Source organism: Microbacterium sp. ABRD28, from assembly GCF_003850245.1.
In the GTDB taxonomy this organism is placed as follows: domain Bacteria; phylum Actinomycetota; class Actinomycetes; order Actinomycetales; family Microbacteriaceae; genus Microbacterium.
The window spans coordinates 943,668-965,952 of record NZ_CP031015.1 but is presented as its reverse complement, the minus strand read 5'-3'; the positions used below and the strand labels follow the sequence as shown (position 1 = coordinate 965,952).

Here is a 22,285-nt window from a genome sequence, read left to right as displayed (position 1 = left end):
GACATCTCGGGTGAGACCCTGCGCGACCCCGACGTGGTCCGCTGTGACGGGCGGTCAGCCGCGCCGCGCCGCCGCCCGACGAAGGATCACCATCAGCGCCCCTCCGAGAAGGAGGAGCACCGCCGCGATGGCGAGGCCGAACGGCAGCTCCGAACCGGTCACCCCCAGCAGACCCGGGGCGGCCGAGTCTCCGCCGGTCGACGCGCCGTCGTCATCCGACCCGCCACCGGACCCTGCACCAGGCTGCTCGCCCGATCCGTCACCGGGGCCCTCACCGGATCCGTCGCCGGGACCCTCACCGGGCTCCTCGCCGGACCCGCCGTCGGCCTGGTCCTCGACCAGCACCGCCACGGAGCGCGCCGGCACGGTCAGGTCGCCGGTCGCGGCATCCCACGCTGTGGACTTCACGACCTCGTCGGTGCCGTCCGCGAGCGTCGGCGCGAGGGCGAACGAGCGCCCCTCGAGCTCGGGCAGCCTCTGCGAGACCGCGTCGGGCGAGACGTTGAAGACCACCAGCGCACCGCTCAGCTCGGGGTCGACATCCTCGCCGAGGAGGTCGTCGATGAGCATCACCAACAGGCCCGCAGGGGCCTCCGGGCCGCTGCCGGGGAACGACACCTTCTCCTGGATGAGAGCCGCCGATCCGAGGCGCAGCAGGTCGACATCCTCGCGCGTCCGCAGCAGATCCAGGGCGGATGCCTCGGCGGCGGCGATGTCGGCCGCAGCGGGCTTCAGGGCCGGATCCGCCAGCAGGGGGCTCATGATCGCCCACTTGTCCTCGTTGTCGGCCGCCCGCGGGAGACCCGAGCCGAAGGTCGACTCCTGCCCGGTCCAGTCGATGCGATTGAACCAGTCGCCGGAGTTGTAGCTGTTGCGGTCCAGCGACTTCGAGCGCAGCAGCTCGGTGCCGGCGTGCCAGAACGACGGCGTCTGGGCGAACGCGGTCGTCGCCAGCGACAGGGTGTTCATGCGCACCCGGTCGGCCATCGCCGTGTCGGCCGGAAGCTTGAGCACCGACAGGTCGTAGAGCGTCTCGTTGTCGTGCGCGTCGACGTAGGTGATGATCTCGTCGGGCTGCTCGGCGTAGCCGGCGGGCGACCCGCGGTAATCGAGTTCGTCGCCGGCCCTCACCGCACCGGTGTGATCGGTGAGCGTGAAGTCGCGGAGGTTCCCCGCGAGCCCGAGCTTGACCAGGTCGGTCTGCAGTCCGAGGTCGGCCAGCGCCTCCTCCGGCGTGCCGTTGATGGGCACCCCGTTGGGGTCGGTGCCGAGCCCGGTGCCGAAGCCCTGCTGCTGCACCGTCTCACCGGCCACGGGGCTGCCGCCGTGGACGGCGTCGCGCAGCCGGTCGCTGAAGGTGCCGATGCCGGTGCCGCCGAGCTGACCCTGCGTGGCCTGCTCGAACAGGGCGTTGTTCGCCACCTCGCCGAAGTTCCAGCCCTCGCCGTAGAGATAGATCGCCGAACCGTCGACGCCGTCCTCTTCGAGGGTCAGCTCGTCGAGCGCGGCGCGCACCGCGAGCATGTTGGCCTTGGAGTGGTGGCCCATGAGGTCGAAGCGGAATCCGTCGACCTTGTACTGCTTGGCCCACAGCACCACGGAGTCGACCATGAGCTTCTCGGCGAGCTCGTGCTCGGTCGCGACGTTCTGGCAGCAGGTGGAGGTCTCCACTCCCCCAGCGAGGTTCAGGCGGTGGTAGTAGCCCGGCACGACCTTGTCGAGCACCGACTTCTCGCCCTGACCCGACTGGGCGGTGTGGTTGAACACCTGGTCGAGCACGACCTGGAGCCCCATGCCGTGCAGCGCCCCGACCATCTCGCGGAACTCGTGCACGCGCGCGCCGCCCTCGGCGTCGACGGCGTACGAGCCCTCGGGCGTGGAGAAGTGGTACGGGTCGTAGCCCCAGTTGAAGCCGTCGGCGTCGGCGATCGCCTCGATGCAGGCCTGCTGCGCGGTGTCGGCGGGGCCGTACGAAGCCAGGTCGCAGTCGGGCTGCGCCTGCTGCGAACGGTCCTCCTCGATCGTGGCGATGTCGAAGGTCGGGAGCAGGTGCACGGTGTTGATGCCGGCGTCGGCGAGTTCGCGCAGCTGTGCGGTGCCCGCGCTGTCGCGCGTGAAGGCCCGGTAGGTGCCGCGCTCCTCCTCGGGGACCGTGGCGTCACCGATCGAGAAGTCGCGGACGTGGAGCTCGTAGATCGCGCGGTCGACCGGGCGGTCGATGACCGGCGCCGGGGTCTCCTCCCACGCCTCGGGACGCCAGTCGTCGGCGGCGAGGTCCACGGCGACGGACGCGGTCGAGTTGAGCGTCAGGGCGACCGCGTACGGGTCGGTGACCCGGTTGGTCTCGATCGTTCCGGTCGACGGGGCGTAGACGACGACCTCCCAGAGGTACTCCGCACCTGCGAGGGCGCTGCCGTCTTCGACGGTCCAGACACCGGATGCCGCGTCCCACTCGGCCTCATGCCGCTCGGCGTCGGCCGGGTCTCCCCCGGCGTCCCAGGTCAGAAGGGTCGCGGACTGCGACGTCGGCGCCCAGAGGCGGAAGGTCGGCACGTCGCCGTCGAAGGTCACGCCGAGGTCGACGTCGGCGACCGCGCCGGCGTAGAGGTCGTCGAGCACACCGGGGATCTGCACACCCGTGAACGCGGCGACCGCGCCGTCGGCGCCCCGCTGCGACACCATCAGCTGCCCCTTGAGCAGCGCCGCGGCGTCGGCATCCGAGAGTTCGAGCGCGACGAAGTCGGCAAGCGCCGGGAACCGCGCCTGCTGATCCTCGGTCAGTCCTCCGTCGATCACGGTCAGATCGAACGCGTCGCCGCCGACGATCTCATCGTCTTCGAGAGCGAGGGATGCCGCGGGCGAGGCGTGCAGCTGCCAGGTCGCGTCAGCAGCGTCCGCACCGAGGTCGCTCGGCCAGGCGAGGGTGTTCTCGTCGATCCAGTGCGCACGGAGCTCACCGGTGCCCGCGAGCGGCGGGTTCGTCACCTCGATCTCGAGCAGGTGGGTGTCGAGGGCGTAGCGGAAGACGATGAGTTCGCCGTCAGCGGCGCTGAAGCTGTAGTTGCCGCCCCCGGGCGTGCCTCCGACGCCGTAGTTCTCATCCCAGCTCAGGCCGTGCGCGACCTTCGCCTCGTAGGCGCCGGCGGGGATCTGATCGGTCGTGAACTCGTAGACGCCGTCGCCGTCGCCGTCGGCCATGAGGGTGGCGAGGCAGTCCGGCGCCCAGTCGCCGGCGCAGCCGAGCTCGTCCTGCATCGACCCGGGGACCGTCACGATCGGACCCTCGGCGGTGGACTGCACGATGTTCGAGCGCGGGTCGAAGTAGAACGTGATCGGACCACCGGCGTGCGTAATGGCGATGTTGGTCCCGTCGAGCACACCGTTCGCGCCGTAGTTGACGTCCCACGATCCGTTGAGGGCGACCTTGTACTCGTAGTCCCCTGCCGGAAGGTCGAAGGTGCCCTTCCAGATGCCATCGGCGCCGAGGGTGAGCTTCGCCGCCTCGCAGCCGGGGGCCCAGTCGCCCGCGCAACCCATCTCGGAGTTGAGGCTTCCGGGCACGGTCACCATGTCGATCGGCGACTCGGGAACCTCGGGCACCTCGAGCGTCACGGCGTTACCCACCGAAGCGTAGGTCGACGCCGCCGAACGCTGCCCCGCGGCGTCGACGCTGACCGCGCGATACTCCACCAGCGTGCCGGTCTGGAGGCCGCGGATGTCGTGGAAGACGCGGGGGTCGGTGTCCTCGGCCGTGCCGAGCGAGGTCCACTCGTCGGACCCGACGACCCGCCAGGCGAAGCTCGTCTCCTGCCAGGTCGCGTCGGCGACATCCGCTGCGATCGCCACCTGACCCGTCAGCGCCGCGCCCGGGGCGGGTGCAGACACCGAGATCTCTTGTGCGGCCTCGGGGGCGGTGACGGTCGCGTCGGCGCGATAGACCGCTGCCGAGAGGGCGGGGACGGTGACCGACGCCGTTGAGGCGGCATCGGTCGTGAGGCCCTGGTCGGTGCCGTAGATCGGGGTGAACGAGGCATCCGCCGTCAACGTCGTCACCTCGACGGTCTTGTCGGCCGTGGTGTTGTTCAGGGCGACGAGGTACTCGGTCTTCTCGTCGCGGTCGACGCGTGAGAAGGCGTAGACACCCGCGCCGTTGTCGGCGTAGCGCTCGATCTGCGCCCCGGTCGACAGCGCCGGGTGGTCTTCTCGCAGCTGCGACAGCGCGGCGATGTGGGTGTAGACGGGGGCGTCGGTGTCGAAGCGGTCGACCGAGCCCGCGGTCTCGCCGGTGAGGAGCGTCTGCTCCTGGTACTCGGCCACCTGGCTGGCGAAGAGGCTCTGGCGGGCGCTCTTGTCGTTTCCGGGGTCGGCGCCGGCGAAGCCCTGCTCGTCGCCGTAGTAGACCACCGGCTGGCCGCGGCCGAAGAACATCAGCTCGTGGGCGAGGAGGTCGCGCGCCAGCGCGTCATCCGTGTTCTTCAGGAAGTATCCGACCCGGCCCATGTCGTGGTTGCCGAGGAAGGTCGGCAGCGCGGTCGCCGAGCTGTCGGGGGTGGTGTACCGGTCGTCGCCGGCGTACAGGCTCTGCAGACCCTTGGCGCTGTTGCCCGCGGCGAAGCTGATGGCCGACGACTGGAAGGCGAAGTCGAGCACGCTGTTCATGTCGGTGTCGCGGACGTAGGGCGAGAGCTTCACCGGGTCGGCGTCGTAGACCTCGCCGAACATGAAGAAGTCGGGCTTGCCCTGCGCGTGGGCGTAGTCGAGCACCTCGGTCGACCACGTCTCCCAGAACTCGAAGTTCACGTGCTTGGCGGTGTCGATGCGGAACCCGTCGATGCCGAGGTCGATCCAGTCCTGGTACACCGCGACGAAGCCGTTGACCACCGTGGGGTGCTCGGTCATCAGGTCGTCGAGGCCCGAGAAGTCGCCGTAGGTGACCGACTCTCCCGACCAGGTCGAGTCGCCGCGGTTGTGGTACAGCGTCGGGTCGTTCAGCCACTCGGGGGTCTTGGCGTTCTGATCGGCTTCGGCGATGACCGGGGTGTAGGGGAAGGATGTCGCGGGGTCGAGCTCGGGGAAGGTGTCGCCGCCGGCGTAGTCATCGGGGGTGAAGGCGTTGCCGGCCGCATCGAGGTAGGGCGAGGTCGCCTGGTCGATGTAGGAGTACTGGCCCCCCGCGTAGGAGATGACGTCGGCCGTGTGGTTGGTGATGATGTCGAAGTAGACCTTGATGCCGCGGTCGTGGGCCTCGGCGATGAGGGCCTCGAGCTCTTCGTTGGTACCGAGGTGCGGGTCGATGCGGGTGAAGTCGGTGACCCAGTAGCCGTGGTACCCGGCGCTGGCGTTCTCGCCCTCGCCCTGCACCGGGCGGTTGGCGAAGCTCGGGGTCAGCCAGATCGCACTCGTTCCGAGACCTTCGATGTAGTCGAGGTTCGCGCGGAGACCGGCGATGTCGCCGCCGTGGAAGAAGCCCTTGTCGGTCGGGTCGAACCCGGTCGCGAGGCGGTCGCCCTCGAAGCCTCCGGTGTCGTTCGTCGGGTCGCCGTTGGCGAACCGGTCGGTCATGACGAAGTAGAACTGCTCGTCGCTGCCCGGCTGGCGTACCGGCGATGCGACCAGCGCGTCGTCCGCGTCGTCGTAGCCGCCACGGAGGCTGAGCGCTTCGAGACCCACTCGGTCGACGGTGTCGTCGAAAGTGAAGCGCAGGGTGGTGGGCCCGGCGATCGTGAGCGGGATGTTGTCGGCGCCGCCGTCGAGGCCGTAGGCCTCATCCCATGCGTCGTTGAGCGCGACCTTGTACTCGTAGGTGCCGGCGGGCACCTCGAACTCGGCCGCGTACACGCCCTCGGTGTCGGTGAGGGCGAGCTCGGTGGCCGCGCAGTCGGGCTGCCAGTCATCGGAGCAGCCGAGCTCGGACTGCAGGGAGCCGACGAGGGCGACGGTGCGCGCATCGTCGGGCGGGGTCGCGGCCGTGGCCGCGGGGGTGAGCGCGACGCTCCCGCTGAGGACGAGCGCGGCGCCGGTGAAGGCGGCCAGAACGCGGCGGACACGGGAGGAGGTCGGCTTCGACACGGGGCTCCTGAAGGGGCGGCACGGCGACGTGCGGATGGGGGACTCCGGGTGACCGTACCTGGGAAAGCGTTCTGTTTGCAAGCGCTTACATCATGAGAATCCCTTAACGTTGCGGTTTTGCGCGGGTGCGACGAGGTTTGTTGCCTCATCCCCGCAATCGCTTGCAGTTGAGCGGGAGGCGGATCTGCGCTGGGTGCATGACGCCACCTCTCTCCGGTTGTCCCCTGGCCCACAGGCAGATGGATACGATGTGCCGGGCTGGGGAAAGCTTTTCAGGATCGGGGGAAGACATGACGACGACGGTGACGGAGAAGAGACAGGACGTCCGCGTGCGGGTCGCGCGGGCCTGGTACGGCGCGATCGCGGTGGTCGTCGCCATCGCGCTGGTGATTCAGATCGTGTTGATCCTCACCGGTGGACAGGACGCGAATTCCGGATCGAACGCGACCGGACCCATCGGCACACGGCTGGTCAGGTTGTTCAGCTTCTTCACCATCCAGAGCAACCTGTTCGTGCTCGCGACGTCGATTGCGCTGATGCTGAACGTGCACCGTGACGGGAAGGTGTGGCGGGTGCTCCGGATGGATGCCCTGCTCGGCATCATCATCACCGGCCTCGTCTACGAGACCGTCCTCGCCCGCCTCGTCGACCCGCAGGGCTGGGCGCTGGTCGCCACGATCGGCTTCCACTACATCGCGCCGTGGGCGACACTCGTCGGCTGGCTCATCTTCGGGCCGCGGCCCCGCATCTCGTGGACGACGACGCTCCTCGCCTTCATCTGGCCGGTGTTGTGGCTGGTGTACACCTTCCTCCACGGGGCGGTCACCGGGTGGTACCCGTATCCGTTCCTCGACGTCACCGAGATCGGGTTGACCGCATCGATCCTCAACTCCTTCGTCGTCCTCGCGATCGGCATCGTGCTGGCCATCATCCTCACCCTGACCGACCACCGGCTCCCGTCGCTGGTGCGCGGGCGGGCGGATGATGTTCGGGAATGAGTCACACGTCCTGAGGGTCCAGGGCGAGACCTTCGAGGTGACCCTGCACGAAGGCGCGAATCACTTCGCCTGGCTGAGCGGCCCGAACACGGGGTACGGCTTCGCCATCGGACGCACCGACGGCGCGGCGCTCACCGACGCCGAGGCCCGCGATCACATCGCCGGGTTCCTGGCCGAGATCGACCCCGCCACGGGCTACCTGCGGGACTGAGCCGCGCCCACGCGCGACGCGCTCGCGACGCTTGTTGCGCTCAGGCGCTCGCGATGATCCGCGTGAGCGCGCATCTCCGCAGGAAAGGGGATCAGACCTTGAGCGCTGCGCCGGGGAGTGCCTCGTAGCTCTGCCCGTGCGTGCCCGCGAGGGCGAGCGGTTCGCCGTTCACCGCGAGGATGTTGCGGCCACCGGCATCCACCCCTGCCTTCATGGTGATATCGGTGAAGACGTCGGACCCCTCGTTGCTCACCCAGGTGACGTCGTCGAGGCTGCGCATGAGGTCGGCGAATGCGGCACGGCGCTCGGCATCGAGGTACATGACGACCGAGCTGTGATAGACGACCACGCGGGCACCGCGTGGTGCGCGCGTAACGAGATCGGGAACACGCTCGAGGATGTCGCCCTGCTCGAGGTGCGGCGGGTCGGCCGCGGCGATGGCCGCCGCGGCGTCCAGGCGCCGGCGACGGTGATCGTGCTCGGGCCAGATGAGGGTCTCGAGCCAGGTGAGGGCGGCGGGGTCGGTGATATCAAGCGGGTTGAGATCGATACCCGCCCGCCAGACGACTTCAGGGAGCCTCTCGGGAACGCTCGCCTCATCGATGGTGCATTCGAGGATGGCACCGCTCGTCCCATCGGCAGGATCCAGCGCGCGGATGTGGCCCCCAACGCCATAGCGGTAGCTGTACCGATCGGGGTAGAGGGTGAGCCCCGCCGAGGCACCGGCCTCGATGAGGGCGAGGGGACCGGGCAACCGCGAGAGCACGGGGAGAAGCACCGCGCACCGCCCCGCCTCGTTCGTCTGCGTCGCGCGCACGAGCGCCTCCGCGCGGAGCTCCGGCCAGTGGGCGAGCATCCATTCTCGAAGCGGCGGAAATGGGCCGACCGGCGCGCCGAGCAGGCGCGCGCAGGCGAAGATCAGGTGCGGCTGCTGTTTGCGCCGCGGCAGTTCGGCGAGGAGCGCGAGGATCTCGGGGTCATCCGCGATCGCGCGCGCCCAATCCTCATAGATCGCCGAGGTGCCGCGGGCTTCGAGGTCGGCGAACCGTCGGTAGCCGACGGCGATTCGGTCGAGGTCGGAGTCGGGCATGCCGGAACGCTACCAAGCGTCGATGACACGCCCGTAGTGGGCTGGCGCGACGCCGCGATCGACCCCACCACGGGACCAAGCCGCCTTCCGCGCGCGACGCGCGGCGTCCCGAACTCCTGCAGTTCACGCGACGTCGGGCCGCGAAGTCCCGAATCCCCGGGTTCTGCGCCGAATCTGCAGGAGTTGGGGACGGCGGCATCGGCATAACTCCTCAGATTTCGCGTTCGACCGCCGAGAAATGCCCTCCGGGCGAGCGATCTGCGCGGTGGAGAGGAGCTGTGCGGGCGTCTCGCACGACCCCGTCGGGCGACGGGCTCGCCGTCCACCGCCAGGATCCGAACCCTGGCCCCGCAGAGGCCCGGAGGCTAGGGTCGCACCATGACGCAGCAGTCGACGGTCGAGCCGGCCGCCATCGCGCCGCCACGCCGTCCGGTCAGCCGTGGAATCGTCTTCGTCGTCGGCGTCTTGCTGATCCCCTTCGCCCTCTCGGCCGCCTTCAACGGGTACGGCGCCTTGACCGTCGACTCGGCGTTCCGCATGCACGCGGCTACCGTCTCGGGGCAGACCATCGCGATCCTCACGGCGGTCCTCGTCGTCGTCCTGACCGTCCGCCGTCATTACGCCTTGCCGGCCATCCTCGCGGTCTCGCTCATCGCGATGCTCGTCACCGCACACGCCTTCGGCGCGATCGAGAGCTCGGGCGATCTCCTTCTCACTCGCCTCAACCTGATCGCCGAGACCGACCGCCTCAACCCCTGACGTCGGCGAGCACCCGGTCGATCCAGCCGCGGCGGTCGAGGGAAGCGATGTCGCGTCGCGCGAACCATCCGATCTCGACCAGCTCGACGCCGTCCGGGGTCGGCGGCGTCCGCAGCACGCACTCGTAGGCGGTCGTCACATACCCCACCCGGTCGCCGTTGGGGTAGGTGACCATCAGCGGCTCACCGCCGTACACGCCGACGATGCCCGTCACGTCGATCTCGGCGTCGAGCTCTTCGCGCACCTCCCTCATGACGGCCTCGAGAGGCTCCTCACCGGGTTCGACGGCCCCGCCGACGAGGCTCCAGGTTCCCGAGTGGGCGTGCCGGACCAGCAGCATCCGTTCGCCATCTCGGATGACGGCGGTGACGCCCGGCAGGAGCAGAAGATCGTGACCGATCCGGGAGCGGAGGGACTGGATGTAGTCGGATGCCGGCACACGACCATGCTTGCAGGCGTCACCGCCCGAGCCGGTGGTTGAGCGAGCGCAGCGAGAGGAAACGACATCCCACCGCGTTTCGTCTCGTCGCTGCGCTCCTCGGTCAACGACCGAACCGGTCGACAGCGTCGGTGAGTGCCGCGAGTCGCGCTTCGCGCGCGCCGCCGATCTCGACGGTGCGAGCGCGCGGACCGACCAGGTCTTCATCGTCGACGAGGTCGAGAAGGATGTCGTTCATCATCTCGCGAAGCTCGGCGTACTCTCCGTCCTCGTCAGGGGCCGGTCCGTCGACGTCGTCGGCAGCGAGAGGGAGGACGACGACGAGATCGACGTGGTGCATCGCCTCAGCGGTGATCGCTCTCGCGCGGTCGAGAAGCTCGGGAGCGACGTCGGCGACATCCATCCGATCCAGCGCCCACAGGTAGGCGAGGAAGTCGAGCGGTCCGCGCTCGGCGATCAGGTCCGCAGCCTCCGGGTGCCGCAGACGATCCGCCGCCATGCGGAGCTGCGCGGCGAATGCCGCCGGATGCGGACCGTCCCAGCGCTCGTCGATGAGGTCGAAGGGGTCGGAGAAGACGACGAAAGCAGGATGCCGCTCCACGAAATCGGAGATGAGCGTGCTCTTGCCCGCGGCGTGCGTGCCCGACACGACGATGCGCATGCGGGAACGGTAGCGCGACTCAGCCGAGCCGCTCGATGATCGTCGCGTTGGCCATGCCGCCGCCCTCGCACATCGTCTGCAGGCCGTAGCGTCCGCCCGTCGCCTCGAGGTACGCCAGCATCGTGCCGAGAAGCCTCGTTCCCGACGCCCCGACCGCGTGACCGAGGGCGATCGCCCCGCCCCACGGGTTCAGCTTCGACGGGTCGGCGCCGACCTCGGCCAGCCAGGCGAGCGGCACCGACGCGAACGCCTCGTTCACCTCGAACACGTCGAGGTCGTCGATCGACAGCCCGCTCCGCTCGAGGATCCGCCTTGTCGCCGGTATCGGTCCGGTCAGCATCATCAGCGGATCATCGCCGACCACGGCGAAGGCGTGGAACCGCGCCCGCGGTGCGAGCCCGAGCGCGAGCGCCCGCTCCTCGCTCATGATCAGCACCGCCGACGCGGCATCGGTCAAGGGCGACGAGTTGCCCGCCGTGATCCGCCACTCGAGCTCCGGGAAGCGCGCCGCGAGCTCATCGGTGCGAAAGGCGGGCGCGAGCCCCGCGAGCTTCTCCGGCGTCGTCTGAGCCCGCACCGTCTCATCCATCGAGGATTCGACACCCGCGACCGGGATCAGCTGCGAGGCGAATCGGTCATCGCCCCACGCCGCGGCAGCGCGTCGGTGGGACTCGGCGGCGAACGCATCCAGTTCTTCGCGTCCCAGGTTCCAGCGTTCGGCGATCAACTCCGCCGACACTCCCTGGTTCACGAGGCCCTCGGGATACCGTGCTCGCAGACCGGATGACACAGACCCGCCCTGACGCGAAGAGCCGAGCGGCACGCGGCTCATCGACTCCACTCCCCCGGCGATGACGATGTCGTACGCACCGGCGATCACGCCCTGCGCGGCGAAGTGCACGGCCTGCTGACTCGATCCGCACTGGCGGTCGATCGTCGTCGCCGGAACCGACTCGTCGAACCCCGCAGCGAGCACCGCCTGCCGGGCGATGTTCATCGCCTGATCGCCGATCTGGCTCACGCATCCGAGGATCGCATCGTCGACCTGCGCCGACTCCAGCCCGTTCCGCTCGAGCAGGCCCTCCAGCATCCCCGCGGCGAGATCCGCCGGATGCACCCCGGACAGCGCACCGCCCGGCTTCCCGCGCCCCGCGACCGTGCGCACCGCGTCGACGATCACCGCCGACCTCACAGCGCCAGCCTCCGATCCGGGTGGCGTACGAGCTCCGCTGCTCGATCACCGCGAGGGTGCACCGCGAGATGCAGACCAACCTGTCCGCGTCGTCCACGATCCGGATCTCCCACACGTGCGCCCGTCGGCCCAGATGCACCGGCGACGCGGTGGCGGTGACCCACCCCGACGAGACCGGACGCAAATGGTTCGCGTTGATCTCCTGCCCCACGACGTGGAACTTCTCCCGGTCGACGGCGAGGTATCCGGCCCACGACGCCAGCGTCTCGGCGACGGCGACCGACGCCCCGCCGTGCAGCACACCCGCCGGCTGCGTGGTGCGGTGATCCACCGGCATCCGGCCGACAAGAGCGTCATCCCGCACCTCGACGATCTCGATGCCGAGGTTCTCGATCATCGTGCCGGGCGCCATCGCATCGAGGTCGACGGCGGCCACATCGCCGAACCAGACACTCACCCCGCCGACTCCTCCGGACGATCGGCGACGGCCAGCACGGCCTCGTCGGGCACATACCCCTCGACGTGCCGCTCGTCGGGGCCGTTGTACTCCGAAAGCGGCCGGATGAGGGCGTTCGCACCCAGCTGCTCGATCACGTGCGCCGTCCACCCGACGATCCTCGCCGCGACGAACAGCGGCGTGAAGGTGAGGGTGTCGAAGCCCATCAGGTTGTACGCCGGGCCCGACGGGTAGTCGAGATTCGGGTAGATGCCCCTGCGCGAGACGAACTCCGACTCGAGCGTCTCGTAGAGCGCGAGCACATCGGGCCGGTCGTAGTGCGCGACGAGAGTGTCGAGCGCGGCCTTCATCGTCGGCACCCGCGAGTCACCGCGCTTGTAGACGCGGTGTCCGAATCCCATGATCTTGCGCTTCTCGGCGAGCGCCGCGTCGAGCCACGGCACGACGTTCTCGGCCGAGCCGATCTCGTCGAAGATGTGCAGCACGGCTTCGTTCGCCCCGCCGTGGAGCGGTCCCTTCAGGGCGCCGACGGCGCCGACGACCGCCGAGTACAGGTCGCTGAGCGTCGACGCGATCACCCGCGCGGTGAAGGTCGAGGCGTTGAACGAGTGCTCGGCGTAGAGGATCATCGACCGGTTGAACGCGTCGACGACGACCGGATCGGCTTCCTCGCCGAAGGTCATCCAGAGGAAGTTCGCCGCGTAGTCGAGGTCATCCCGCGGCGCGACGGGCTGCTGACCCCGCCTGCGCCGCTGCCCATAGGCGACGATGGCCGGCAGGACGGAGAAGAGACGGATGCTGCGCGCGAGGTTCTCCTCGGCGCTCGCGCTCGCGTCGAGAACCGAGCCGGTACCGGCGAGATCCCGCGCGCCGATGAGGCTGAGAGCGGTCCGCACCTCGTCCATCGGGTGCGCATCGAGCGGAACCAGGTCGATCGCGGCCCGTACGTCGGCGGGGAGCGCGCGGTACGAGCGTTCGGTCGCGCGAAGCTTCGCCAGCTCCACACCGGTGGGCAGCTCGCCGTTCCACAAAAGGAAGGCCACCGCCTCGAACGGCTGGGTCGCGGCGAGCTCCTGCACCGGGTATCCGCGGTACAGCAGCGAGTTCGTCTCAGGGTTGACCTTCGAGACCGCCGTGTAGTCCACGACGACGCCGGCGAGGCCCTTCTTGATGTCGGGTTCGGTCATGCGGTGCTCCTTTGCTGGCGTTTCGTCTCGCTTCGCTCGCTCAACGACCGGTGGTGTCGATCTGGAAGTTGAAGACGTCCTGATCGAAATGGGTGTACTGCTCGTAGTCGATGAGGTCGTACAGGTCGGCGCGGTGCTGCATCTCGCCGAGCTTCGAAGTGAGGTGACCCTCGTCGACGAGCGTATCGAGGGCGCGCGACGCCGCCCCCATCGCCATCCGCAGCAGCGACACCGGCCAGATGACGATGTTCACACCGACATCCCGAAGCTGCGCCACCGAGAAGAGGTCGCTCTTGCCGAACTCGGTCATGTTCGCCAGGATCGGCACGTCGATCGCGCGCCTCACCGCCTCGAACTCCGACAGGTCGCGCATAGCCTCGGGGAAGATCGCGTCGGCTCCGGCGTCGACCAGCGCGCGGGCGCGGTCGATGGCGGCATCCAACCCGTCGACGGCACGGATGTCGGTGCGCGCCATGATGAGGAAGTTCGGGTCGCGCCTCGCGTCCGCCGCTGCGCGGATGCGCTTGATCGCCGTGTCTTTGTCGACGACCGACTTGCCGTCGAGGTGACCGCAGCGCTTCGGGTTGACCTGATCCTCGATATGGGTGCCGGCGATCCCTGCGTCTTCGAGTGTCTGAATGGTGCGGGCGACGTTCATCGGCTCGCCGAACCCGGTGTCGGCATCGATGAGCGCGGGGAGGTCGGTCATGCGCGCGATCTGCTGACCGCGACCGGCCACCTCGGGGAGGGTCGTGAGCCCGATGTCGGGAAGCCCCAGGTCGGCCGAGAGCACCGCCCCCGAGATGTAGACGCCCTCGAAGCCCTTCCGTTCGATGAGGCGCGCCGACAGCGGGTTGAAGGCGCCGGGGAAGCGCAGCAGCTCGCCCGAGCGCAGCCGCTCACGGAACGCGCGCCGCTTCTCATGCGCGGGAACGGTCGAGTAGAGCATCAGAAGAGGCCCTTCGGCGCCGGCGCGGTGGCCAGCACCCCGGGCTTGGCGACGATCGAGAGCTGCCGCACCTCGTCGGCGGTGAGCTCGGGGAGGCGCTCGGCGAGCCCGAGGAAGCGCTCGATCTCCTCGGGCGCGAGCACGGGTTCGGCGAGCAGCCGGAACTTGCGCACGTAGTCGTCCCGCGCGAAGGGCCGCGCCCCGAGAGGATGCGCGTCGGCGACGGCGATCTCGTCTTCGATCACGGTGCCGTCGGTGAGCGTGATCACCACGCGACCACCGAAGGCCTTCTCGTTCGGGTCGTCGGAGTGGTAGCGGCGAGTCCATTCGGCGTCCTCGGCCGTGGTGATCTTCTGCCAGAGCTCGACCGTGTCGGCCCGCCCCGCGCGCTCGGGCGTGTACGAGTCGACGTGGTGCCAGCCGCCGTCCTGGAGGGCGACGGCGAAGATGTACGGGATCGAGTGGTCGAGGGTCTCGCGCGACGCGGTGGGGTCGTACTTCTGCGGGTCGTTCGCGCCCGATCCGATCACGTAGTGGGTGTGGTGCGAGGTGTGCAGCACGATCGAGGCTACGTTCGCGGGATCGGTCGCTGCCGGGTGCTCGCCGTGGAGCTTCCGCGCCAGGTCGATCCAGGCCTGCGCCTGGTACTCGGCCGAATGCTCCTTGGTGTACGAATCCAGAATGGCGCGCTTCGGCTCTCCCGCGGCGGGCAGGGGCACGTCGTACGAGGCGTCGGGGCCGTCGAGCATCCAGGCGATCACGCCGTCTTCACCCTCGTAGATCGGCGAGGGCGAGGTCTCGCCGCGCATCGCACGGTCGACGGCCTCGACCGCCATCTTTCCGGCGAACGCGGGCGCGTGGGCCTTCCAGGTGGAGATCTCTCCCTTGCGCGACTGCCGAGTGGCCGTGGTGGTGTGCAGGGCCTGACCGACAGCCTGGTAGATCGTCTCGACGGGAAGGTCGAGCAGCGTGCCGATCCCGGCGGCCGCCGACGGGCCCAGGTGGGCGACGTGGTCGATCTTGTGCTTGTGCAGGCAGATCGCGCGCACCAGGTCGATCTGGATCTCGTATCCCGTGGCGATGCCGCGCAGCAACGCCCGCCCGTCGGCACCGACGTGCTGAGCCACGGCGAGGATCGGCGGGATGTTGTCGCCCGGATGCGAGTAGTCGGCGGCGAGGAAGGTGTCGTGATAATCGAGCTCCCGCACGGCCACGCCGTTCGCCCACGCCGCCCATTCGGGGCTCGTGCGCCGCTCGAGCGCGCACCCGAAGATCGTCGCGCCGTCGCCACCGACCGACACCGCGTGATCGAGCGCCTGCTGGCGTGCGGCGCTCACGGGCGCCCGCGTGAGGGACGCGGCCGCGACCGCGGCGTTGTCGATGATGCGGTTGATGATCATGTCGGTCGTGTCGGCGTCGACCTCGACGGGGTCGGCGGCCACCTCCGCGATGTGCCAGGCGAGCTGCCCCTCGCGCGGCAGGTGTTCATCGCTGCGGTGGACGCGCAGATGGTGGGTGACGGTCATGCTGCTCCTTGCTGGGTGCGGGGGGATGCGATCACGTGCGAGAGCGCGTGGTGAAGGTGGACGTGCGTGGCGTGCGCGGCGAGGTCGGCGTCGCCGTCGGCGATGGCCTGCGCGATCAGGTGGTGCTCTGAGACGGATGCCGCCAAGCGGCCGGTGTGCTCGCGAGCGAGCCTACGCACCCGCACCAGGTGTGTGCGGACGGTGCGGAGGGCGGCGGTGAGGTAGTCGTTTCCGTGCGCGGCGTCGAGGGCGGCATCGAAACGCGCGATGAGGGCGTAGTACTCCTCACGCGCTGCCGCGCTGCTGACGTCCACCTCGGCGAAGCTCTCGGCCAACTCGGCGAAGCGCCGGCGGTGGTGGCTGCGGGCGGCCGCGCGGGCAGCGGCCTCCTCGAGGGCGCGGCGCACCTCGAAGAGGGCGCGGATGTCGTCGGAGTCGATGGGTGCGACCACCGTCACGCGGGGGGACTGCTGCACGACGAGCCCGTCGGAGACCAGGCGCGCGAGCGCTTCGCGCAGCGGTGTGCGGCTCACCCCGAGACGGGTCGACTGCTCGACCTCGCCGAGGACGGTGCCCGGCGCGAGAACCCCCTGCTGGATCTCGTCGAGGAGGGTCGCGTACGCCCGATCACTCGCTCGCACACACATCACCTCCCGTGGTCAGCACCAGTGTATACATATTCGCCGAATTGACGGGGTCGATGCGGCGATGGTGTCGGCGACGTATACACACCGGGCCGCAGCGCACACTATTCACAAATTCGTGAAACGCGTGTAGCGTCACCCGCATGACAGACGTCATCCGCACGCACGGCCTCGTCAAGCGATACGGGCGGGTCGCCGCTCTCGACGGCCTCGACCTCCACGTTCCCCGGGACAGGTTCACGGATTCCTCGGCCCGAACGGGGCGGGGAAGTCGACGACGATCCGCATCCTTCTCGGCCTCGCGCGCGCCACGTCCGGCGACGCGCGCGTGCTCGGCGGCGATCCGTGGCGCGACGCGGTGCGCCTGCACCGCCGAATCGCGTACGTTCCCGGTGACGTGAGCATCTGGCCGAACCTCACCGGAGGAGAGGCCATCGACTTCCTCTCCCGCCTGCGCGGCGCCGGCCGGAACGACGCCCGCTACCGCGCGGAACGCGAGCGACTGTGCGAGGTCTTCCAGTTCGACCCGCGCAGGAAGGGCCGCACCTACTCGAAGGGCAATCGACAGAAGGTCGCGCTCATCGCCGCCTTCGCCGTGCCCGCAGACCTGTACATCTTCGACGAGCCGACCAGCGGCCTGGACCCGCTGATGGAACTGGTCTTCCGCACCGAGCTCCAGCGAGCCAAGGAATCCGGGGCGACGGCGCTGCTCTCCAGCCACATCCTCCCCGAGGTCGAGCAGGTCTGCGATCACGTCTCGATCATCCGGGCGGGTCGGGTCGTGGAATCCGGCACCCTCGCCGAACTTCGCCACCTCACCCGCACCTCGGTCTCGTTCTCCGCCCGTGACGGAGCCGTCCCCGCCATCCCGGGCGCGCACGACGTCGAGGTGGAGGGCGGGCGGGTCCGAATGTCGCTCGACAGCGACCGGGTGACCGCCGCGCTTCCCGAACTGTCCGGTCTCGGCGTCGAGGGTCTGCGCATCGAGCCGCCGAGCCTGGAGGAGCTGTTCCTGCGCCACTACGGCGACGAGCCCGTGGAGGCGTCGTGATCCTCCTGGCCCAGCGTCTGCGACGCGACGGTGTGCAGCTGATGGTGTGGATCCTCGCGACCGCAGCCCTGTGCTTCTCGGCCACCGCGGGTGTCAGCGAAGCGTTCGCCGCCGAATCCGAACGACAGACGCTCCTGGCCGTCGCGCTGGCGAACCCTGCCATCCTCCTCTTCCGCGGACTGCCGTCCGGGGCGAGCGAAGGCGCATTCCTCGTCTTCACCATCCTCCCGTTCCTCGTCCTCCTCGGAGCGCTCATGGCGAGCTTCCTCGCCGTTCGCCACGTGCGCGCCGAGGAGGAAACGGGACGCGCCGACGCGGTGTCGGCCACTCCCGCCGGTCGTCGAGCGCCCTTCATCGCGACGGTCGCCCACGGACTGATCGCCTGCGTGCTCCTGGGGGGAGCGACCACCGCCGCATTCATCGCGGCGGGTCTCGGGGCAGGCGGCAGCGTCGCGCTCGGGGGTGCCCTCGCGTCCTCGGCGGCCGTGTTCCTCGGGGTCGGTCTCGTCTCGGCGCAGCTGTTCCGCAGCTCGCGCGCGGCCAACTCCTTCTCGGTCGGGGTGATCCTCGTCGCCTTCCTCGCCGCGGGGATCGGCAACGCCGTCGGCACGCCGTCGGACGACCTCACCCGGATGGAGAGCTCGGGATTGGCCTGGATGTCGCCCTTCGCGTGGGCAGAGAACGTGCGGCCCTTCGCCGACGACGACGCGCGGCCGATCCTCCTCGCGGTCGGCGTGAGCGTGGCGCTGCTGACGCTCGCCGCCGCGCTCCAGGCCACCCGCGATCTCGGCGCCGGCGTGATCTCTCCGCGTCCGGGCCGCGCCGCGGCATCCGCTCTCCTCTCCCGCCCGCTCGGGCTGGCGACGCGCGTGAGCGCCGGATCCCTGCTCGCCTGGGTCGTCGGCGCTGCTGTCGTCGGAGCCCTGTCGACATCGCTCGGCGACGTCATCGACGAGATCGCCACACAGAACCTTGCCGTCACCGACATGCTCGATCGGCTTGCCGCGCAGGGCTCGATGGATCAGGGACTCGTCGTCACCTTCTTCGTGATGGTGGGCACCTTGGCGGCGTGCTTCGGGGTGCAGACGGTGCAGCGCGCCCGCCAGGAGGAGACGCACGGCACGGCCGAGCAGACGCTGGCGACCCCGGTTGCGCGCGCGAGGTGGCTCGGCGCCTTCCTCGCCACCGCTCTCGCGGGAATCGTCGTCATCGTCGCCGCGGCGGTGGCGGCCGCGACGCTGGCCCTCCTCGCGCGTGGCGGAGACCCCGCCATCCTCCCGGACGTGGTGGTCGCAGGCGCCGGTCAGGTCCTCGGAGCGGCGGTCTTCCCCGTCCTGACCGCGGTGATCTTCACCCTCCTCCCCCGCGCGACGACGACGCTGGGGTGGGTGCTGGTGATCGCGGCGGCATCGCTGGCCCTGTTCGGCGCACTGCTGGGCCTCGACGAAGACATCGTCTCGCTCTCGCCGTTCGCCGCGGCACCCGTGCCGGCCGCGGACGGCGTCGCTTGGAACGGCAGCGCCTGGCTCGTCGTGCTCGCCGTCGCCGGGGTAGCGTCGTCCCTGATGCTCATGCGACGCAGGGAAGTTGCCACGGGTGGCTGAACCGGAGAGGTCCCACCCCGGCGTCGAGCGCGCGGAGCGGGCAGCGGCGATGCTGGCCGCCGCGGGGATGCCCCGCATGCCCGCACGGGTGATGATGGCCCTCGTCGGCTCACCCGACGAGGGGTATTCCGCCGCCGAACTCGCGTCGCGCCTGGGCGTCTCCCCCGCCGCGGTCTCCGGCGCGGTCCGCTACCTGGAGTCGATGCGGATGGTGCACCGACTCTCGCGCCCCGGCGAGCGCGTCGCGCGCTTCGACCTCATCGACGACGGCTGGCGCTCGATGGTCGTCTCCCAGACCCCCATGTACGGACGCCTCGCCGACGACATCGACGCGATCGCCGACGACAACGCCGATGCGCCGGCATCGGTCGAACGTGCACGGGAGATCGCCGGGTTCCTCCGTTACCTGGAGAAGCGGATGCCGGAGCTCGTCGTGGAATGGCAGGAATCGACCGGCAGGAGCCCGAGCTGATGACAGACACCGCCACGGCGACCGCCCCTGCGGGCGTCTTCCACGGTGACGGCCTGGCCGGCGGGGTCCGCCGCTGGCGCGGCATCCGATATGCCCTTTCCCCTGCCGGCGAGGGGCGGTGGCGACCCTCCGAGGCGGCCCCACCCGCGTCGGGACCGGTCGAGGCGCGGGCGTTCGGGCCTGCCGCTCCCCAGGGTCACACCCCGGCGGTGAAGCTCCCCGCCGACACCCCCACCGACGAGGACTGCTTGACGCTGAACATCTGGAGTCCGGATGCCGCGGGCGACCGCGCCGCACCGGTGATGGTGTGGCTCCACGGCGGCGCGTACATCTTCGGGGCGAGCAGCCAGGCGATGTACGACGGCGAGGCACTTGCACGCGCGGGCGCCGTCGTGGTGACGATCAACTACCGCATCGGCGCCCTGGGGTTCCTCGATCTGACGCGCGTGTTCCCCGATGAGGGCTTCGCCGCCAACCCGGCGCTCGGCGACATCCTGCTCGCCCTTCGGTGGGTGCAGGACAACATCGCCGCCTTCGGCGGCGACCCCCACCGCGTGACGCTGTTCGGCGAGTCGGCCGGTGGGGGGCTCGTGACGACCCTCCTCACCAGCCCGGCAGCCGAGGGCCTCTTCTGGCGGGCGATCGCCGAGTCGTCGCCGGCCTCGAGCGTCTACGACGCCGACCGCGCCGCGGGGATCGCCGACCGCCTGCTCACCGAGCTCGGCGTCACCGACGTCGCAGGCCTCCGAGCCGCGACGCCATCGGCGATCGTCGCCGCGCAGATGGCGGTGTTCGCGGCCATTCCGACAGCCGAGCCCGGCACGATCGCCTTCGCCCCCGTGATCGACGGCGATCTCGTTCCCGAGGCCCCCGCTGCGGTGCTGGCGCGTGGGGAGGGGCATCCTGTCCCGCTGCTCATCGGCACGAACCGCGACGAGGCGTCGTTGTTCCGCATGATGAAATCGCCGCTGCTCCCCGTAGACGACGCCGACATCGACCGCATGATCGCCGACCTCTCGCACGAGCGCCCCGAGCTCGAGGTGCCCACGCGCGCCGAGGTGCACGCCGCGTATGAAGGGGTGCGGCACCATGCCATCGGCATGGGGATCGCGCGCGACATCGGCTTCCGCATGCCGACGATCTGGGTCGCCGAGGGACACAGTGGTCGCGCTCCGACCTGGCTCTACCGTTTCGACCACGCCACCCCGATGCTGAAGCTGCTGCGGATCGGGGCGACGCACGGCTCGGAGCTGGCGTACGTCTGGGGAACCCTCGGGGCGAACGCCCACGACATCACCTTCCGCCTCGGCGGCCGCCGCGACGCCGAGCGGATCGGTGGCCGCATGCGCGAACGATGGGTCGCGTTCGCCGCAGGCGGGAGTCCCGATGCCGCCGACGCCGAGGCCTGGCCTCCCTACGACACCGCCGAGCGGGCGACGCTCGTCATCGAGAGCGTCGACCGGGTCGTGCCCGACCTCGATCAGAAGCTGCGCGAGAGCTGGGGCGACGAGGTGCTGGCCTTCCCGTGAGTGCGGGTGCGGGTCCGAGCCCGGGTAGCGTATCGGGGTGACCAGCTACACCGTTGCCACCGACGGCGCCTGCAAGGGCAACCCCGGCCCGACGGGCTGGGCATGGGTCGGCGAGGACGGCCACTGGGCCGCCGGCTCGATCGCGCTCGGCACGAACAACATCGGCGAGCTCACCGGCCTGCTGCGCGCGATCGAGGATCACCGCGAGGTCGCCGACCTCATCGTTCAGGCCGACTCGATGTACGCCATCGACACGTACACGAAATGGATGGACGGGCATCGCCGCCGCGGCTGGAAGACCTCGACCGGCTCGCCGACGAAGAATCGCGACCTCCTCGAGCAGCTGATCGCCGCGCGCGACGCGCGACGCGCGGCGGGCCTCCCCGACGTCGTGCTGCAGCACGTGCGCGGCCACTCCGGTCACGTGCTCAACGCCTGGGCCGACGAGCGCGCGGTGCGCGCCGCCGAGCACGCCGCCGAAGGCAAGGAGAGCGCGTGGTCATCACTCGGCTCCCATCCGAAGCTGGATGTCGCGGCGGCGCCGAAGAACGGACGCTGACCGGCCCCGACGCGGCGCGGCGGTTCTAGCCTGGAAACGTGGCAGAGGAGCCCGACCGCCTGCGTGCTGACGAGCGCGCCGAGTTGCGCGCGCTCCAGCGGCGCGCGTACGGACCCGACGCCGACATCGACACCGACCCGGCGGCGCTGGCCCGGTTGAGCGAATTGGAGACCGCTGCGGCGCGGCCCACCCCCCAGCAGGTCCAGGGGCCGGTCGACGACGACCCTGTCGACCATCATCCTGGCGCGAACGCCGCGGCAGCGGCATCCGATCCCCTCCGTCGCTCTGCTCGGCGGCCCACCCTGCTCCTCGTCGCCGGGGCCGCCGCACTGGCGCTCGGCGGCGCCGCCCTCGTGACATCGATCACGGGGACACCGGCGCCGGCCGAGGGTGACGACATCGCGATCATCCGACAGGACGCCGCCGACGCCGCCGCGGAGCGCCTCGCGCTCGACGACGCGTCGTATCGGAACCCCTACGAGCTCTACTTCGACGGCAAGCGGGATGAAGTCCTCACCCTCCCGGGCGCGGAGGGCGTCGCATCCCGCGTGGTCTACGACGAATTCCTGCCCTACGGCACGCTCTACGGGCGCCTCGTCGGCGCCGGTCCGACCGAGGACGACCGGTTCTGCATGATCGTCGAGAGCGACCCGTCAGCGGTGACGGTCTGTCTCGACCCGGCGATCTGGGGATTCGCCCCGCTGCCCAAGACCCTCGTCTTCCCCGCGCCGCAGTTCGACGCCGCCTCCCCCGGCGAGGTCGCTTACGTCGGCTACACCCTCGAGCCCGACGGGCAGGTCGTTGCCCGTCCGGGCGTGGATCCGCAGGCGGCATCCGAGCCGGAACCCACGCGCACGGCGGTTCCGGCGCCGGGCACCCAGTAGACCG

The 22,285-nt window shown here is 70.1% G+C and carries 17 protein-coding genes and 2 pseudogenes; 9 read left to right on the top strand and 10 right to left on the bottom strand.

Annotation, left to right across the window (positions count from 1 at the left end):
• Positions 1-54: 54 nt before the first annotated feature.
• Positions 55-6,069 (bottom strand): pullulanase-type alpha-1,6-glucosidase, encoded by a 6,015-nt coding sequence (pulA, locus tag DT073_RS04815; RefSeq protein ID WP_124292357.1) that lies wholly within the window; start codon positions 6,067-6,069, stop codon positions 55-57.
• A gap of 302 nt (positions 6,070-6,371) precedes the next feature.
• Here pulA and DT073_RS04810 point away from each other — a divergent pair, with 302 nt between their 5' ends.
• Entirely contained in the window at positions 6,372-7,067 is a 696-nt protein-coding gene (locus DT073_RS04810) for a Pr6Pr family membrane protein (protein WP_240638770.1), read from the top strand.
• A 37-nt stretch (positions 7,068-7,104) separates the two neighbouring features.
• Positions 7,105-7,278, top strand: a complete 174-nt coding sequence (locus tag DT073_RS15815; protein WP_164478145.1) for a hypothetical protein — start codon at positions 7,105-7,107, stop codon at positions 7,276-7,278.
• 91 nt (positions 7,279-7,369) lie between these two features.
• On the opposite strand, the gene DT073_RS04805 is transcribed toward DT073_RS15815, so the two are convergent.
• A complete protein-coding gene (locus DT073_RS04805) occupies positions 7,370-8,368 on the bottom strand; it encodes a DUF2332 domain-containing protein (RefSeq protein WP_124292355.1) in 999 nt (332 codons plus the stop codon).
• Between the two features lie 378 nt (positions 8,369-8,746).
• Here DT073_RS04805 and DT073_RS04800 point away from each other — a divergent pair, with 378 nt between their 5' ends.
• Positions 8,747-9,127 (top strand): hypothetical protein, encoded by a 381-nt coding sequence (locus DT073_RS04800; RefSeq protein ID WP_124292354.1) that lies wholly within the window; start codon positions 8,747-8,749, stop codon positions 9,125-9,127.
• On the opposite strand, the gene DT073_RS04795 is transcribed toward DT073_RS04800, so the two are convergent.
• The 8 genes and pseudogenes from DT073_RS04795 to DT073_RS04760 all read right to left on the bottom strand — a co-directional run bounded on the left by DT073_RS04795 (position 9,117) and on the right by DT073_RS04760 (position 16,179).
• Positions 9,117-9,566 carry an NUDIX domain-containing protein gene (locus DT073_RS04795; protein ID WP_124292353.1) on the bottom strand — a complete coding sequence of 150 codons (450 nt, stop codon included), beginning with the start codon at positions 9,564-9,566 and terminating at the stop codon, positions 9,117-9,119. The genes DT073_RS04800 and DT073_RS04795 overlap by 11 nt on opposite strands.
• A gap of 103 nt (positions 9,567-9,669) precedes the next feature.
• Complete coding sequence (locus DT073_RS04790; protein WP_124292352.1) at positions 9,670-10,227, bottom strand: DEAD/DEAH box helicase family protein; 558 nt, start codon at positions 10,225-10,227, stop codon at positions 9,670-9,672.
• Between the two features lie 19 nt (positions 10,228-10,246).
• Entirely contained in the window at positions 10,247-11,419 is a 1,173-nt protein-coding gene (locus DT073_RS04785; RefSeq protein WP_124292351.1) for a thiolase family protein, read from the bottom strand.
• 109 nt (positions 11,420-11,528) lie between these two features.
• Positions 11,529-11,756: pseudogene (locus DT073_RS16050) on the bottom strand (hotdog fold thioesterase); the annotation flags it as partial.
• A gap of 116 nt (positions 11,757-11,872) precedes the next feature.
• Complete coding sequence (locus tag DT073_RS04775; protein ID WP_124292350.1) at positions 11,873-13,063, bottom strand: bifunctional 2-methylcitrate synthase/citrate synthase; 1,191 nt, start codon at positions 13,061-13,063, stop codon at positions 11,873-11,875.
• A gap of 40 nt (positions 13,064-13,103) precedes the next feature.
• Positions 13,104-14,012 (bottom strand): methylisocitrate lyase, encoded by a 909-nt coding sequence (gene prpB / locus DT073_RS04770; protein ID WP_124292349.1) that lies wholly within the window; start codon positions 14,010-14,012, stop codon positions 13,104-13,106.
• Positions 14,012-15,538 carry an MmgE/PrpD family protein gene (locus DT073_RS04765; protein ID WP_124292348.1) on the bottom strand — a complete coding sequence of 509 codons (1,527 nt, stop codon included), beginning with the start codon at positions 15,536-15,538 and terminating at the stop codon, positions 14,012-14,014. The genes prpB and DT073_RS04765 overlap by 1 nt, the downstream gene beginning before the upstream one ends.
• Positions 15,535-16,179, bottom strand: coding sequence for a GntR family transcriptional regulator (locus DT073_RS04760; RefSeq protein WP_205783027.1), 645 nt, complete (start codon positions 16,177-16,179; stop codon positions 15,535-15,537). Before DT073_RS04760 ends, DT073_RS04765 begins: the two co-directional genes overlap by 4 nt.
• Positions 16,180-16,325: 146 nt before the next feature.
• Between DT073_RS04760 and DT073_RS04755 the strand changes: the two are divergent.
• The 6 genes and pseudogenes from DT073_RS04755 (at position 16,326) to DT073_RS04730 (ending at position 22,281) form a co-directional block, all read left to right on the top strand.
• Positions 16,326-17,233, top strand: a pseudogene (locus DT073_RS04755) (ABC transporter ATP-binding protein).
• Entirely contained in the window at positions 17,230-18,837 is a 1,608-nt protein-coding gene (locus DT073_RS04750; protein WP_240638769.1) for an ABC transporter permease, read from the top strand. Before DT073_RS04755 ends, DT073_RS04750 begins: the two are co-directional and overlap by 4 nt.
• Entirely contained in the window at positions 18,830-19,309 is a 480-nt protein-coding gene (locus tag DT073_RS04745; protein ID WP_235014999.1) for a GbsR/MarR family transcriptional regulator, read from the top strand. Before DT073_RS04750 ends, DT073_RS04745 begins: the two co-directional genes overlap by 8 nt.
• On the top strand, positions 19,309-20,838 hold the full coding sequence (locus DT073_RS04740) for a carboxylesterase/lipase family protein (RefSeq protein WP_124292346.1): 1,530 nt from the start codon (positions 19,309-19,311) through the stop codon (positions 20,836-20,838). The genes DT073_RS04745 and DT073_RS04740 overlap by 1 nt, the downstream gene beginning before the upstream one ends.
• A gap of 37 nt (positions 20,839-20,875) precedes the next feature.
• Positions 20,876-21,397, top strand: a complete 522-nt coding sequence (locus tag DT073_RS04735; protein WP_235015001.1) for a ribonuclease H family protein — start codon at positions 20,876-20,878, stop codon at positions 21,395-21,397.
• 38 nt (positions 21,398-21,435) lie between these two features.
• Complete coding sequence (locus tag DT073_RS04730) at positions 21,436-22,281, top strand: hypothetical protein (protein WP_124292344.1); 846 nt, start codon at positions 21,436-21,438, stop codon at positions 22,279-22,281.
• The last annotated feature ends 4 nt before the right edge of the window (positions 22,282-22,285 follow it).